Below are 14,139 nucleotides of genomic sequence, written 5' to 3' on the forward strand. Positions count from 1 at the left end.
CGTTAATTTTGGATCTCGCCTGCGCCGTCAATGCAGCGCTGCGTACTGGGCGATGTAGACCATCGCGCCCGCCAGATACCCCACCAGGGCGGGGCCTGCGATGCGGCGGGCGTACCAGAAGAACTCGATCTTCTCGAGTCCCATGGCGGCAACGCCCGCGGCCGAGCCGATGATCAGGATCGAGCCGCCGGTGCCGGCGCAATAGGCGATGAACTCCCAGATGAAGCTGTCGGGCGGATGTTGCACCAGATTGTACATGCCCATCGTGGCCGCGACGAGCGGCACGTTGTCGATGATGGCACTCAACAGGCCGAGCAGGATGACGATGACGTCGAGACGCCCGACCGTGGCGTCGAGCCATTTCGCCAACAGTTCCAGCACGCGAGCATGCTCCAGGCACGCGACGGCCATGAGGATGCCGACGAAGAACACGATGGAACTCATGTCGATGCGCGTCAGCGCATGGACGAGGGTGAGGGGACGGCGCGCATCCTCGTCCTTGTGGCGGTGAACGACCTCGCCGACCAGCCAGAGGATGCCAAGCCCGAAAAGAATACCCATGAAAGGCGCAAGGTGCGTCACGGCCTTGAAAACCGGAACGGCGACCAGGGTGCCAAGGCCGAGATAGAACATCAAGTTGCGCTCGAACACCTCGACCCTGAGGGCCTGTGCTTGGTCTTGCAGCGGAGGGACAATCTCCTTCCCCTTGATGGAATAGCCAACGATGAGCAGCGGTATCAGCAGGTTGAGCAGTGAGGGCAGGAACACCGACTTCATGATGCTGAGGGGAGTGATCTGCCCTCCGATCCAGAGCATCGTGGTCGTGACGTCGCCGATCACGGTCCAGGCGCCGCCGGCATTGGCCGCGATGACGATGATCGAGGCGAACAGCAGGCGATCGCTCCTGTTGCCGATCAGCTTCTGGATCAGCGAGATCATCACGATGGTGGTGGTGAGATTGTCGAGGATCGCGCTCAGGAAGAACGTCACGAAGCCGATGATCCACATCAGCGTGGTTTGCTTCGTGGTGCGGATGATCGAGGTGATGACTTCGAAGCCGTTGTGGGCGTCGATCACCTCGACGATCGTCATGGCACCGATCAGGAAGAAGACGATCTGCGCGGTCGAGGCGACGGATTCGTCGAGCTGATGGTTGACGAGCGAGGCGTCGCCGACGGACAGCGCGTAGATGGTCCAGAGCAGGCCGGCTCCAAGGAGAGCCGAGGCGCTCTTGTTGACACCGAGCGGATGTTCGAGCGCGATGGCAGCATACGCAACGATGAAAACGGCGGCTATCACGCTCAGCAAAGTCGGTCCCCCCGGTGTTCGTTCTTCGGCTCGATGCGCTTGCAAGACCTCGACGCGGCGCCGCGTCAAGGCCGGGGGGACGGTCGCAGCTGCCCGGCAGCGACCGTCGATGCGCTCCTCAGCGCTGCAGGCGCGCGAGCAGGCTGGACGTATCCCAGCGCTTGCCGCCCATCTTCTCGACCTCGGAATAGAACTGATCGACCAGCGCGGTGACCGGCAGGTTGGCGCCGTTGCGGCGAGCTTCAGCCAGCGAGATCGAGAGGTCCTTGCGCATCCATTCGACCGCGAAGCCGAAATCGTACTTGTCCTCGTTCATGGTCTTGTAGCGATTCTCCATCTGCCAGGACTGCGCCGCGCCCTTGGAGATGGTCTCGATCACTGCGGCGACGTCGAGGCCGCTCTTCTTGGCGAAGTGGATACCCTCGGAGAGACCCTGCACCAGACCGGCGATGCAGATCTGGTTGACCATCTTCGTGAGCTGGCCGCTTCCGGCGGGCCCGAGCAGTTTGCACATCCGCGCATAGGCGCCCGTGATGATCGGCTCGGCGCCGGCATAGGCGTCCTGCGCGCCGCCGCACATCACCGTCAGCACGCCGTTCTCGGCGCCGGCCTGGCCGCCGGAGACCGGCGCGTCGATGAACCTGAAGCCGGCCTTGGTCGCGGCCGCGTCCAGCTCACGCGCGACTTCGGCGGAGGCGGTGGTATGGTCGACGAAGGTCGCACCCTTCTTCATGCCGGCGAACGCGCCGTCGGGGCCGATCGTGACCGCGCGCAGATCGTTGTCGTTGCCGACGCAGCACATCACGAAATCCTGGCCTTCAGCGGCGGCCTTCGGGGTCGGTGCGGTCTTGCCGCCGAACTTGTCCGCCCATTCCTTCGCCTTGGCCGCGGTGCGGTTGTAGACGGTGACCTCATGGCCCCCTTTTTTCACGAGGTGTCCGGCCATGGGGTAGCCCATGACGCCGAGACCGAGGAAAGCGACTTTAGCCATGTGTGGTACCTTGTCCGTAGCTTGAGTTTTACGGTTGCAGCCGGGCGAGGGCGCCAGGGCGGCGTCCTCCAAGTTCCGCCGCGAGGGCGGATCGGAGGCGCACCATAAACCGTTAAGCCGGGAGGGCAACGGCTTCGTTTGGCGGCCCCCTGTGCTAGGATGGCGGACCTAAGGACTTCAAAAAAGGGAGCGAAAGCATGGGCGGCGTGAGCGTTGGCGTCCTCGATCATTTCAACATCCGGACCCGGAATCTGGCCGAGACCGTCCGCTTCTACGAGGATGTGCTCGGCCTGGAAAAAGGCGCCCGGCCGAATTTCGCCTTCCCCGGCGCCTGGATGTACAGCGAGGGCAAGGCGGTGGTGCATCTCGTCGATATTTCTGCGACCGCCGAGCCACAAAAGCCGGATTCCGGCGTTGTCCATCATGTCGCCTTCGTCAGTCGCGGCTTTGACGGCATGAAGCGGCGGCTGGCGTCCAAGGACATGAAGTTCGAGTCCCGCCAGGTGCCCGGCGGCGACCTCTGGCAGATCTTCGTCAACGATCCCAACGGGGTCATGATCGAGCTGAATTTCGAGGCCGCCAGGGAGCAGGGGGCGGCGCCCGCCGAGAAGGCCGACGATATCGGCAGGCAGTAGCCTTTTGGGCGTTTCCGCTCTAATGGGGCATCCTAGAGTCTCGAGCATGACCTTGCCGGAAAGCCGCGCCACGCCTTGCGCTGGCGCCGTCCTCCGGCTCCGGATCATGCTCCGTTCAGGAGATGCGCTTTGAGCGTGACGCAGCAACAGGTTCTCGACAGCCTCGCCAGGATCAAATCTCCCCGCGGGGTCGCGCTCATCAATGCCAACGTGCTGAGCGCGATCAGCGCGTCCGACGGCAAGGTGTTCTTCTCGATCAATGTCGATGCCGCCGAGGCGAGGGCCTGGGAGCCAATCCGGGCCGAAGCCGAGGCCGCTGTGCGCACCATTCCCGGCGTCACCACCGTCATGGTGGCGCTGACCGCCGAGCGCAAGCAGCCGGGCTCCGCGCCGCCGCCGCCCCCGCAACCCAGCCGCGGCACGCCCGGCGTGCAACCGGTCCATGCCCACAAGCCGCCGCAGGGCGGCGGGTCGCCGATGGCGCGGCAGTCGGAAATTCCCGGCGTTGCCGCCGTGATCGCGGTCGCCTCCGGCAAGGGCGGCGTCGGCAAGTCGACCACCGCGCTGAACCTGGCGCTGGGCCTGCGCGACCTCGGCCTCAAGGTCGGGCTGCTCGATGCCGACATCTACGGCCCCTCGGTGCCACGGCTGACCGGCCTGCACGACAAGCCGGAGCTGAACGACGAGCGAAAGATGATTCCGCTTCGGCGCTTCGGTCTCGCCATCATGTCGATCGGCTTCCTGGTCGAGGAAGAGACCGCGATGATCTGGCGCGGTCCCATGGTGATGTCGGCGGTGACGCAGATGCTGCGCGACGTCGAATGGGGCAAGCTCGACGTGCTGGTCGTCGACATGCCGCCTGGCACCGGCGATGCCCAGCTCACGCTGGCGCAGAACGTGCCGCTGAAGGGCGCGGTGATCGTCTCGACCCCGCAGGACCTGTCCTTGATCGATGCGCGGCGGGGGCTTGCCATGTTCAAGAAGGTCAACGTGCCCGTGCTCGGTATCGTCGAGAACATGAGCTACTTCCAGTGCCCGCATTGCGGCACGCGGTCGGACATTTTCGGTCATGGCGGCGCGCGGCACGAGGCCGAGAAGCTCGAGGTACCCTTCCTCGGCGAGATCCCGCTGCACATGGCGATTCGTGCTACCTCGGATGCCGGCAATCCCGTCGTCGACAGCGAGCCGGACGGTCCTCATGCGGCGATCTACCGCGCCATTGCAGGGCAGGTCCGCGACCAGCTCAAGGGCGTCATCGCGGCGGCCTGAGCCGGCCGCTCGGGGCACGCCTTCCTCGTCCTTTTGGGGGGCATGCGACTTTCGTAGAGCCCCGTCATGCCATTGTCGCGTTCCGCAAGCGGGGCTTCCGTGGTAAAGGCCCACGGCAGTCAAGCCCCTTCGGTTCGACGCGGCCCTAACGCGTCGCCGGAATGAGCGGCGGCAAGAAGAGAAGTTAAGGGGAAACGCCCCAGCAAGGAGAGACCTGAAGATGAAGCGTCGTGATTTTCTGAAAGTGTCGGCAGCAGGCGCGGCGGCAACCGCGGTAGCCTCGCCGGCGATCGCGCAGTCCTCGCCCGAGGTGAAGTGGCGCTTGACTTCGAGCTTCCCGAAGTCGCTCGATACCATCTATGGCGGTGCCGAGCAGGTGGCGAAGTACGTCGCCGAGATGACCGACAACAAATTCCAGATCCAGGTGTTCGCGGGCGGTGAAATCGTCCCGGCCCTCCAGGCGCTCGATGCGACCTCCAACGGCACCGTCGAGATGTGCCATACCGTCTCGTACTACTATGTCGGCAAGGACCCGACCTTCGCGATCTACGCCTCGGTGCCGTTCGGCCTCAATGCGCGCCAGCAGAACTCCTGGTGGTATCAGGGCGGCGGCATGGAGCTCGGCAACGAGTTCTTCAAGAAGTCGAACGTGATCGGCTTCCCCTGCGGCAACACCGGCACCCAGATGGGCGGCTGGTTCCGCAAGGAGATCAAGACCGTTGCCGACCTCTCCGGCCTCAAGATGCGCATCGGCGGCATCGCCGGCCAGGTGCTTCAGAAGGTCGGCGTGGTGCCGCAGCAGCTCGCCGGCGGCGACATCTATCCGGCGCTCGAAAAGGGCACCATCGACGCCGCCGAGTGGGTCGGCCCCTACGATGACGAGAAACTCGGCTTCGCCAAGGTCGCCAAGTACTACTACTATCCGGGCTTCTGGGAAGGCGGTCCGACCGTCCACGCCTTCGCCAACCTGGAGAAGTGGAATGCGCTGCCGAAGAACTACCAGGCGATCCTCACCAACGCGATGACCAATGCCAACACCTGGATGGCGGCGCGCTACGACATGCAGAACCCGGCGGCGCTGAAGCGTCTGGTTGCCGGCGGCACCCAGCTTCGTCCCTTCACCAACGAGGTGCTGGAAGCCTGCCTCAAGGCGACCAACGAGCTGTGGGCGGAGATCTCGGCCAAGAACCCCGACTTCAAGAAGTCGATCGACGCCATGCAGGCCTACCGCTCCGACGAATATCTGTGGTGGCAGGTTGCCGAATATACCTACGACAGCTTCATGATCCGCTCGCGCACGCGCGGCTGATCGCCTAGGCCTAAAGTCGCAAAGACCGGAAAGCCCGGCCTCCATTGGAGGCCGGGCTTTTTCTTTGCCGCAGTGCGATCGGGATGGAATTGGGCGGCGGCTTGCGTCATGGTGGTGCAAAGCCTCGGCAAGAAGGCCCACAATCACTGGTACATCAGGGCAGGAAATCATGAAGAGAAGAGACTTCATCAAGGTCACAGGACTCGGTGCGGCCGGCGCCGCCACGCTCGCGGCTCCCGCGATCGCGCAGTCGATGCCGGAAATCAAATGGCGCATGCCGACGAGCTGGCCGAAATCGCTCGACACGCTGTTTGGTGGCGCCGAGATGATGTGCAAGATGGTCGCCGAGGCGACCGACAACAAATTCCAGATCCAGATCTTCGCGGCCGGCGAGATCGTGCCGGGCCTCCAGGTGCTCGACGCCGTTCAGAACGGCACCTGCGAAATCGGCCACACCGCGTCCTACTATTATTTCGGCAAGGATCCGACCTTCACCTTCGGCTCGGCCGTGCCGTTCGGCCCCAACATGCGCATCAACCAGGCCTGGTACATGCAGGGCGGCGGGCGCGACGTGCTCAACGAATTCTACAAGAGCTACAACGTCGTCTCATTGCTCGCGGGCAACACCGGCTGCCAGATGGGCGGCTGGTTCAGGAAAGAGGTCAACGCACCCGACGATCTCAAGGGCATGAAATTCCGCATCGGCGGCTTTGCCGGCCGCGTGCTCCAGAAGCTCGGAGTGGTGCCGCAGCAACTCGCCGGCGGCGACATCTATCCCGCGCTGGAAAAGGGCACCATCGATGCCGCCGAATGGGTCGGCCCCTATGACGACGAAAAGCTCGGCTTCTACAAGATCGCGCCGCACTACTACTATCCCGGCTGGTGGGAGGGTGGGCCGATGCTGCTGGCCTTCGTCAACCTCGACAAGTGGAACGCGCTGCCGAAATATTACCAGAGCGTGCTGGAGCAGGCCGGCCACTACGCCAACAACTACATGATGGCGCGCTACGACACCGCCAATCCGCTGGCGCTGAAGAAGCTGCTCGCGGGCGGCGCCAAGCTGCACGCCTTCTCGCCGTCGATCATGGATGCCTGCCACAAGGCCGCCAAGGAGCTGCATGCCGAAGTCGGCGCGACCAACGCCAATTTCAAGAAGGTGCACGACTCCCTCGCCAAGTTCACGAGCGACGGCTACGCCTGGTTCCAGGTCGCCGAGGTCGGCTACGACATCTTCATGGCGCGGCGCTCGCAGAGCTGATCGCGTCACGCCGCCGAATGCAACGCCCCGGAGCGGAAGCTTCGGGGCGTTTCTTGTGCGTCCTGCTTCTTTGAAACCAGGAGTAGTTGACTTGTCGGGCAAAGCAGAATGTTAGGATCCAATGATCCGGAATATGGTTCGTCGGCAGCCGTTTGGACGTGACATGAGTTTCGATCCCGAGGCCGTTCAAAGCGCGCTGCTCAAGGCGTGGTCGCGGTCGACCGCGAGCCAATGGACGGCGGACAATCCGGCCGCAGGACAATGCAACGTCACGTCGCTGCTCGTTCATGAACTCTTCGGCGGCGACCTGCTGAAGACGCCACTGCCGGCCGGCGACCATTTTTACAATCGGATCGAAGGCAAGAGGTACGACTTCACGGCGAGCCAGTTCGACCGGCCGATCGCTTATACGGACTTGCCTGCAGATGGGGCCGACGCGTTGCTGGGAGCAACGAACGATCAATTAGCCGAACTAAGGGCAGCATTTCAGCAGAGCCATACCAAGTCAGGCTAGCGCCATCAGGCAGAAGGCGAATGCGAGTGCGAGTGTGAAGCTGACCATGTGCATGCGTTGCCCTCCGTTGAGATTTGCGGAAGGTGTTTGTTCGGAGCGGATCCATCCATAAGGTGGTTCTTCGCTGCGCTCTCTCCATCCCTGCATGCTGAAGCGCCATTGCTTACACAAACCTGACAAGCGTGGCCTTCTTTGATGCCGCTCATCAGCGGTGCGCCGGGAGAGACCATCGCGTCCGGAGGCGCGAGATTTCGTGTCATTCAACGCCCACGCGATGCGTAGTTTTTCGGTGTTCCTTTTACGGAACGGTCGAGTTATCGGAATCCGGCAATCGGGCTGAAGCTGCGGCGTGTCATCACGCCGGTCGCGCTTCACGGTACGGTATACCGGACTCAACCAGTCCCGACGGGAATGCAGCATTCACCGAACACGGCGGCTCTCGATCGTTGATCGAGATGCCAGGGCCGCCGTTTCCCGTGGGACTTCTCAAATGAGACTGGCAATTGAAATTCTACAACTCCTGGTCCAATCGGCCGACAGCTGGCTTTTTGAAGGGAGCCTTGCGGGGCTGAGCGATCGGGAATGGATGGCCTTGCGCTTTCTCGCCCGCGCAAACAGGTTTTCGCGGACGCCCACGGCTCTCGCCAGCTTTCTGGGCACGACCCGCAGCGTCGCATCGCAGATCGCCGCCGTGCTCGAGAGCAAGGGGTTGATGGTTCGCAAGCCATCTGCAGAAGACAAGCGCTCGATTGCGCTCTGCATCACGAGCGAAGGCGAGAAGTTCCTCGAGCGCGATCCAATTAACGTCCTTCGAGATCAGCTCGTGACACTTGAGCTCCCCGATCGATCTCAGCTGCGCGATACGCTTCGCCGCGTCCTCGATGGGCTCGATGTTGCCAAGCGCCGTCACAATGCCGACGTCTGCGGCAGGTGCATGTTCCTGATCGAGAGCGGAGAGGGGAAGGGTCGTCACTTCAAGTGCCGGCTGTTCCGGAAATCCATAGCTCCAAGGGACACGACCCTGCTTTGCGCCTATTTCGAGGGACGAGGCTAGGCGGCACTGGTGCCCGTGAGGATTGCTGCCGCGCACCGTGTCCTCATCCCGAGGGCCCGCCAACGGCGGGCGTCTCGAAGGATGGCCATAGAGAAGTCGCTTCCAAATGCGATTGGCCTGCGCCTCTTGGGGGGTACACCTGGTCGGCTTACACAAACCTGACAGACGACTGGTTCGGCCGGACGCTTTTTCGCTGGCCGAGGCGTCCGGAATGATGGAAGACAGCGAAGATGCCGCGCGAGGCGTGCGGTGACCTGAGTATCCGGCAGATATGCGATGCGCCTTCTGATCGTCGAGGACAATGCCGAGCTGTCGCGCCTCGTCGCTGGCGGGCTGGCGGCGGCTGGCTATCAGAGCGACATCGTCGGCAGCGCGGCCGAGGCGCGCGAGGCGGTGAGCAGCGTCAGCTATGCCGCGATGATCCTCGATCTCGGGCTGCCCGACGGCGACGGCCTGTCGGTGCTGCGCGAGTTGCGCATCAAGATGGAACCGCTCCCCGTGCTGGTGCTGACCGCCCGCGGCGGCCTGCAGGACCGCGTCAGCGGCCTGCGCAGCGGCGCCGACGACTATCTCGCCAAGCCGTTCGCGATGGAGGAACTGGTGGCGCGGCTGGAGGCGATCCTGCGCCGGCCGGGCCAGCTGCTCGGCCGCTCGCTCAGTCTCGCCAACCTCGTCTACGACACCGAGAGCCGCCAGATCTTCGTCGACGACCAGCCGCGGATCATCTCCGCGCGCGAGACCTCGGTGCTGGAGATTTTGCTGCGCCGGCAGGGGCGGGTGGTGCCGAAGAAGAACGTAGAGGATCACATCTTCGGGCTCGACGGCGAGGTCGCCTCCAACGCGGTCGAGGTCTATGTTTCGCGGCTGCGCAAGCAGCTCGCTGAACACGGCGCCAAGGTCGTGATCCATACCATCCGCGGCGTCGGCTATCTCATGGACGTGGAGAAATAGCGTGACCCAGCTCGGATCCAACGTCGGATCCTATGCCGGGTCCTATGGCAGGTCTCCGACGTTCAAATCGCTGATCTGGCGCATCGTGTTCCTGCACATCCTGGCGGTCGCGGTGGTCGCGATCTTCCTGCCGCTGGTGCTGTTCTGGCTGCTCAATTCCGAGATCGACCAGCTGCATCGCGATGCCATGCGCGCCCAGGCCGAGGTGCTGGCGGAGCGCATCGTTGTTCAGCCGGGCGGATTGCTGACGTTCAATCTGCCCGACAGTCTCAAGGGCCTCTATTCGGAAGCGTATGGCCGTTATCAGTACGACATTCGCGATGCCGATGGCCGGCTGCTGTTCTCCTCCCATCGGCGCTCCGCCGCCACCGCTGCACCGCGCTCGTCGGAGAGCATTTCCGGCGCCGCCGTCACCCGCGACATCGACGGCAAGACGGTGCGCATCCAGGTTGCCGAGGACCTCGCGCACCGGGACGTCATCATCGACGACATCGTGTCGAATTTCTTCCGGCGCGTGGGATGGATCACCATCCCGATCCTGCTGGTCCTGCTCGCCACCGACATCATCATCTTCCGCCGCGCGATCGCGCCGCTGTGGAAGGCCTCCGAGGAGGCCAGCAATATCGGTCCGGCGCGCACCGACATCCGCCTGCCGACGGAGCAGATCCCGCGCGAGATATTGCCGCTCGTCACCGCCGTCAACCAGGCGCTCGACCGCCTCGAAGGCGGCTTTCGGGTACAGCGGCAGTTCACCGCGGATGCCGCGCATCAATTGCGCACGCCGCTCGCGATCCTGCGCACGCGGATCGAGACGCTCGACGATCGGGCGGCACGGCATGCGCTGCATGCCGACATCGAAACCATGAGCCGCCTCGTCGCCCAGCTTCTGGAGATCGCCGAGCTCGACACCCTGGTGCTCGATCCCGGCGAGACTGCGGATTTGCGCGCCGTCTGCGCCGAAGTGGTCGCCTCGATCGCCCCGTTCGCGATCGCGCAGCACAAGGACATTGCGCTCCGGGGGACCGATGCGCCGGTCACGATCCACGGCAATGCGGAGATGCTGCAGCGCGCGGTCTTCAACCTGGCGGAAAATGCCATCAAGTTCACGGCAAAAGACACGACCGTTGACGTCGAGGTGCGCGAGGACGGTTCGGTGCGCGTGCGCGATAGCGGCCCGGGGATTGCGGAGGCCGAGCGTGAGCTGATCTTCCAGCGCTTCTGGCGCGCCGACCGCCGGCGCAGCGACGGCGCGGGACTTGGGCTTTCCATCGTGCGGGCGGTGGCGGACGATCACGCGGCGACGATTGCGGTGGAGAATCTTCCGGGGGGTGGGGCCGAGTTCACGCTGCGGTTTCGGCTGGCGGACAGCAACACCGAGTTACCCTCTCCCCTTGTGGGAGAGGGGGGCTCGCCGCGATAGCAGCGAGACGGGTGAGGGGTCTCTCTCCGCTAGTCTCACCCTCAATTGAATGCGCGGAGAGAGACCCCTCATCCGGCGCGAACTGCGTTCGCGCCACCTTCTCCCGCAAGAAGGCGGGGTAATCGCATATGGCGCATTGAGAGACCTGAGCGCGCGCCTCGTCCTTCGAGACGACTGCTTCGCGGTCCCTCGGGATGAGGCTAAGCAGCATCGGTGCTCGTTGAAGCGAGTGCCGAACGTCCGGTCCACATCCTGAGGGCCCGCCAAGGGCGGGCGTCTCGAAGGATGGCTACAGGCGAAATCGCTGCCATATGCGATTGCCCTGCACAAGAAGGGGAGAAGGAAGAAAGGCCGTCGCTACTTCAGTTTACCCATGGACAGATCCATGATCATGCGTGTGGCCAGATACAACCGCGGCACGATGCTGTTGATCTGCACATATTCGGCGTCGTTGGAGTGCGCACCGAAGCCCGACAGGCCCATGCCCTCCACCACGGCTCCACTGGTCTTCAGCGCGGCAAACGCTGCGTCTGTGCCGCCCCCGGTCGCCTTCTCGTCGACCTTGAGGGACATTCCGAGCTCCTGATAGATCGTCTTGCCGTAGGCCGCCACGCGGCGTGAGGCCTCGTTGGCCTCTAACGGCGGGCGACGCACCTCGAACTTCAGCTCGACCTTGGAGTCCGGCAGCAGGCGATCCTTGATCTTGTCCTGGAGGGCCTTCTCCAAATCGTCGAAATCGGACACCTTAAGCGCGCGCGCATCGGCCTGGGCGGTGGCGTCGGCAGGGATCACATTGCGGTTGGTGCCGGATTTGGAGACCGTCCAATTCAGCTTCAGGCCCTGCTCGGGCTTGGACAGGTCCTTCATCTGCAGCACCTGGTGCGAGAGCTCGTATAGCGCATTCACGCCGCCCTCGGGCCTTGCGCCGGCATGTGATGACTTGCCCTGCACGGTGAGATAGGCCGAGCCGATACCGCTGGTGGCGAGGCGCAGCGTGCCGTCGGTTCCGCCGCCTTCGAACGAGAACACCGCGTCCTGGTCAGAGGCGAACCGGGTGATGGTGCTGCGCCAGCCGGGGGAGGAGATCTCCTCGTCGCCGTTCGCGAGCACCGTGAGCGTGCCGTAGTCCTTGAAGGCCAGCTTCTGCAGCAACGCCACGGTATGGAGAATGAGCGCGACGCCCTGCTTGTCGTCGGCGATGCCGAGGCCGTAGGCCTTGTCGCCGTCGATGCGGAACGGTTGATCCTTCAGCATGCCCTTCAGGTACACCGTGTCCATGTGGGCGATCAGCATGATCTTCTTGCTGCCTATGCCCTTGAATGTGGCGTGCACGGCCGGTCCGATCTTCTCGGGCGTGTCGTCGAGGCGATAGATGTCGGTGGGTTGCAGGATCTCCACCGTGCCGCCGAGCTGTTTGAGCTGGCCTGCGACGCGCTCGGCGATCTGGTTCAGGCCTTCGATGTCCTTGCTGCCGGATTCGATGGCGACGAGATCGCGCAGCGTGTCGAGCAGCGGCTGCTGCTCCTTTTGCGCCAGCATGTGGACATCGGCGATCGGCTCAGCCTGCACCGACGTTGCGGCATATGTCAGCCAGAGTGAGGCGATCAACCGGCCAATGAGCGATGCGGCAGGGTGCGATCGGGGCATGAGCGGCCATCCATGGGATTGAGGATGGCCCGGTATGCCTCCGTTTCCGGTGCTTGTCACGCGCGCCGTCGCGCGTCATGCGCCGCTTGAGCGGAGCACGACGGTGAGGGGCGTCCGCGGCTACTTCTGCGGCGGTCCGAGATCCAGCGGCGGCAACTCGATCTGCGGCACCTCGATCTTGATCGTGCTGGGGTCGATGGTCGACTGGACGCCCTTGTAGTGCATGACCATCGACGGGAACGCGATCACCAGAGCGACCATGATGATCTGGATGACGACGAATGGCACCGCGCCCCAATAGATCTGGCCGGTGGTGACAGGGTCCATCCGCTTGCCGGTGACGCGGTCGGTGTAGCGCTCCTTCGGGGCGACCGAGCGGAGATAGAACAGCGCGAAGCCGAACGGGGGATGCATGAACGAGGTCTGCATGTTGACGCCGAGAACGACGCCGAACCAGATCAGGTCGATGCCGAGATGCTCGGCGGCAGGTCCGAGCAGAGGGATCACGATGAAGGCCAGTTCGAAGAAGTCGAGGAAGAAGGCCAGCACGAACACGAACGCGTTGACGAAGATCAGGAAACCGACCTGGCCGCCGGGCAGCGAGGTGAGCAGGTGCTCGACCCAGACGTGCCCGTTGACGCCGTAGAAGGTGAGCGAGAAGACGCGGGCGCCGACCAGGATGAACACGACGAAAGCGGACAGCTTGGCCGTCGATTCCGTGGCCTGCCGGATCAGGTCCCAGCTCAGCCGCCGCTTCGCAGCACCGAGGATGAGGGCGCCGGCGGCGCCCATCGCGCCGCCTTCGGTCGGGGTCGCGATGCCGATGAAGATCGTGCCGAGCACCAGGAAGATCAGGAAGAGCGGCGGCACCATGACGAAGGTGGTCTGCTGCGCCATCTTGGACAGGAAACGGAAGCCGGTGAGCTTGTCGATAACCCAGTTCAGCACGGCGACGGCGAACGCGAAGATGATGCCGTAGAACATGCTGAGCACGACGTAATCGGCGCCGTGCGTCTCCGAATGGCGCATCATGAACCAGCCGAACACGCAGCTCGCGATGAAGAGCACACCGAGCGAGCGGAGGCCACGATCGCCACTCTCCTCGCGAAAGCCGATGGCCTCCTTTGGCAGGCCCGGGACGGCCTTCGGGAAGATCACGCTGACGAGGAAGGCGTAGAGGGCGTAGAGGCCCGCGAGCACGAGGCCCGGGATGAAGGCGCCCTCGTACATGTCGCCGACGGACTTGCCGAGCTGGTCTGCCATCACGATCAGGACGAGCGAGGGCGGAATGATCTGCGCGAGCGTGCCCGAAGCGGCGATGATGCCCGTCGCCACGCGCCGGTCGTAGCCATAGCGCAGCATGATGGGCAGCGAAATCAGTCCCATCGAGATCACGGAAGCGGCGACCACGCCCGTCGTTGCGGCGAGCAGCGCGCCGACGAACACCACCGCGTAGGCGAGGCCGCCGCGGATGGTTCCGAACAATTGGCCGATGGTGTCGAGCAGGTCCTCGGCCATGCCTGACCGCTCCAGCACCAGTCCCATGAAGGTGAAGAACGGGATGGCGAGTAGCGTGTCGTTGTTCATCACCCCGTAGACGCGCTCGGGAAGGGCCTGGAGGAAGTCCGGGTGGAATTGGCCGAGCTCGACGCCGATGATGGCGTAGAACAGGCCGACGGCGCCGAGCGAGAATGCCGCGGGATAGCCCAGCAGCAGCATGACGACCAGCGACGCGAACATGATGGGCGCCATATTGGCGATGATGAATGCGGTCATGACTTCC

Annotated in this window: 12 protein-coding genes; 8 read left to right on the plus strand and 4 right to left on the minus strand. The window is 63.9% G+C overall.

Going from position 1 to position 14,139, the window contains the following annotated elements:
• Positions 1–27: 27 nt before the first annotated feature.
• Both nhaD and XH81_RS34455 read right to left on the minus strand, forming a co-directional pair.
• Positions 28–1,308 (minus strand): sodium:proton antiporter NhaD, encoded by a 1,281-nt coding sequence (gene nhaD / locus XH81_RS34450; protein ID WP_028145313.1) that lies wholly within the window; start codon positions 1,306–1,308, stop codon positions 28–30.
• A 118-nt stretch (positions 1,309–1,426) separates the two neighbouring features.
• On the minus strand, positions 1,427–2,299 hold the full coding sequence (locus XH81_RS34455; RefSeq protein ID WP_028145312.1) for an NAD(P)-dependent oxidoreductase: 873 nt from the start codon (positions 2,297–2,299) through the stop codon (positions 1,427–1,429).
• A gap of 197 nt (positions 2,300–2,496) precedes the next feature.
• On the opposite strand from XH81_RS34455, the gene XH81_RS34460 reads away from it, so the two are divergent.
• The 8 genes from XH81_RS34460 to XH81_RS34495 all read left to right on the plus strand — a co-directional run bounded on the left by XH81_RS34460 (position 2,497) and on the right by XH81_RS34495 (position 10,709).
• Positions 2,497–2,934: a VOC family protein gene (locus XH81_RS34460; protein ID WP_028145311.1), complete on the plus strand. Its 438-nt coding sequence runs from the start codon at positions 2,497–2,499 to the stop codon at positions 2,932–2,934.
• Between the two features lie 129 nt (positions 2,935–3,063).
• Positions 3,064–4,203 carry an Mrp/NBP35 family ATP-binding protein gene (locus XH81_RS34465; protein ID WP_271596791.1) on the plus strand — a complete coding sequence of 380 codons (1,140 nt, stop codon included), beginning with the start codon at positions 3,064–3,066 and terminating at the stop codon, positions 4,201–4,203.
• Positions 4,204–4,423: 220 nt separating this feature from the next.
• Positions 4,424–5,512 (plus strand): TRAP transporter substrate-binding protein, encoded by a 1,089-nt coding sequence (locus tag XH81_RS34470; RefSeq protein WP_028145309.1) that lies wholly within the window; start codon positions 4,424–4,426, stop codon positions 5,510–5,512.
• 169 nt (positions 5,513–5,681) lie between these two features.
• The gene (locus tag XH81_RS34475) at positions 5,682–6,770 is read left to right on the plus strand and encodes a TRAP transporter substrate-binding protein (protein ID WP_028145308.1); all 1,089 of its coding nucleotides are present in this window, start codon (positions 5,682–5,684) and stop codon (positions 6,768–6,770) included.
• A 163-nt stretch (positions 6,771–6,933) separates the two neighbouring features.
• Positions 6,934–7,284: a YunG family protein gene (locus XH81_RS34480; protein WP_095425856.1), complete on the plus strand. Its 351-nt coding sequence runs from the start codon at positions 6,934–6,936 to the stop codon at positions 7,282–7,284.
• Positions 7,285–7,774: 490 nt separating this feature from the next.
• Complete coding sequence (locus tag XH81_RS34485; RefSeq protein WP_152103128.1) at positions 7,775–8,338, plus strand: MarR family winged helix-turn-helix transcriptional regulator; 564 nt, start codon at positions 7,775–7,777, stop codon at positions 8,336–8,338.
• Between the two features lie 276 nt (positions 8,339–8,614).
• A complete protein-coding gene (locus XH81_RS34490) occupies positions 8,615–9,289 on the plus strand; it encodes a response regulator (RefSeq protein ID WP_018319980.1) in 675 nt (224 codons plus the stop codon).
• Between the two features lies 1 nt (position 9,290).
• Positions 9,291–10,709, plus strand: coding sequence for a sensor histidine kinase (locus XH81_RS34495; RefSeq protein ID WP_212477075.1), 1,419 nt, complete (start codon positions 9,291–9,293; stop codon positions 10,707–10,709).
• A 357-nt stretch (positions 10,710–11,066) separates the two neighbouring features.
• Here XH81_RS34495 and XH81_RS34500 read toward each other — a convergent pair whose 3' ends face one another.
• Both XH81_RS34500 and XH81_RS34505 read right to left on the minus strand, forming a co-directional pair.
• Positions 11,067–12,356 carry a M20/M25/M40 family metallo-hydrolase gene (locus XH81_RS34500; protein ID WP_271596792.1) on the minus strand — a complete coding sequence of 430 codons (1,290 nt, stop codon included), beginning with the start codon at positions 12,354–12,356 and terminating at the stop codon, positions 11,067–11,069.
• 120 nt (positions 12,357–12,476) lie between these two features.
• Positions 12,477–14,132, minus strand: coding sequence for a TRAP transporter large permease (locus tag XH81_RS34505; RefSeq protein ID WP_271596793.1), 1,656 nt, complete (start codon positions 14,130–14,132; stop codon positions 12,477–12,479).
• Positions 14,133–14,139: the final 7 nt, after the last annotated feature.

Source organism: Bradyrhizobium sp. CCBAU 25360 (assembly GCF_028128695.1).
GTDB classification, from domain to species: Bacteria; Pseudomonadota; Alphaproteobacteria; order Rhizobiales; family Xanthobacteraceae; genus Bradyrhizobium; species Bradyrhizobium ottawaense.

Coding starts and splice junctions, on each gene's coding strand:
- XH81_RS34475 (WP_028145308.1), top strand. CDS start 5,682: ATGAAGAGAAGAGACTTCATCAAGGTCACAGGACTCGGTGCGGCCGGC.
- XH81_RS34485 (WP_152103128.1), top strand. CDS start 7,775: ATGAGACTGGCAATTGAAATTCTACAACTCCTGGTCCAATCGGCCGAC.
- XH81_RS34470 (WP_028145309.1), top strand. CDS start 4,424: ATGAAGCGTCGTGATTTTCTGAAAGTGTCGGCAGCAGGCGCGGCGGCA.
- XH81_RS34455 (WP_028145312.1), bottom strand. CDS start 2,299: ATGGCTAAAGTCGCTTTCCTCGGTCTCGGCGTCATGGGCTACCCCATG.
- XH81_RS34500 (WP_271596792.1), bottom strand. CDS start 12,356: ATGCCCCGATCGCACCCTGCCGCATCGCTCATTGGCCGGTTGATCGCC.
- XH81_RS34480 (WP_095425856.1), top strand. CDS start 6,934: ATGAGTTTCGATCCCGAGGCCGTTCAAAGCGCGCTGCTCAAGGCGTGG.
- XH81_RS34490 (WP_018319980.1), top strand. CDS start 8,615: ATGCGCCTTCTGATCGTCGAGGACAATGCCGAGCTGTCGCGCCTCGTC.
- XH81_RS34505 (WP_271596793.1), bottom strand. CDS start 14,132: ATGACCGCATTCATCATCGCCAATATGGCGCCCATCATGTTCGCGTCG.
- XH81_RS34460 (WP_028145311.1), top strand. CDS start 2,497: ATGGGCGGCGTGAGCGTTGGCGTCCTCGATCATTTCAACATCCGGACC.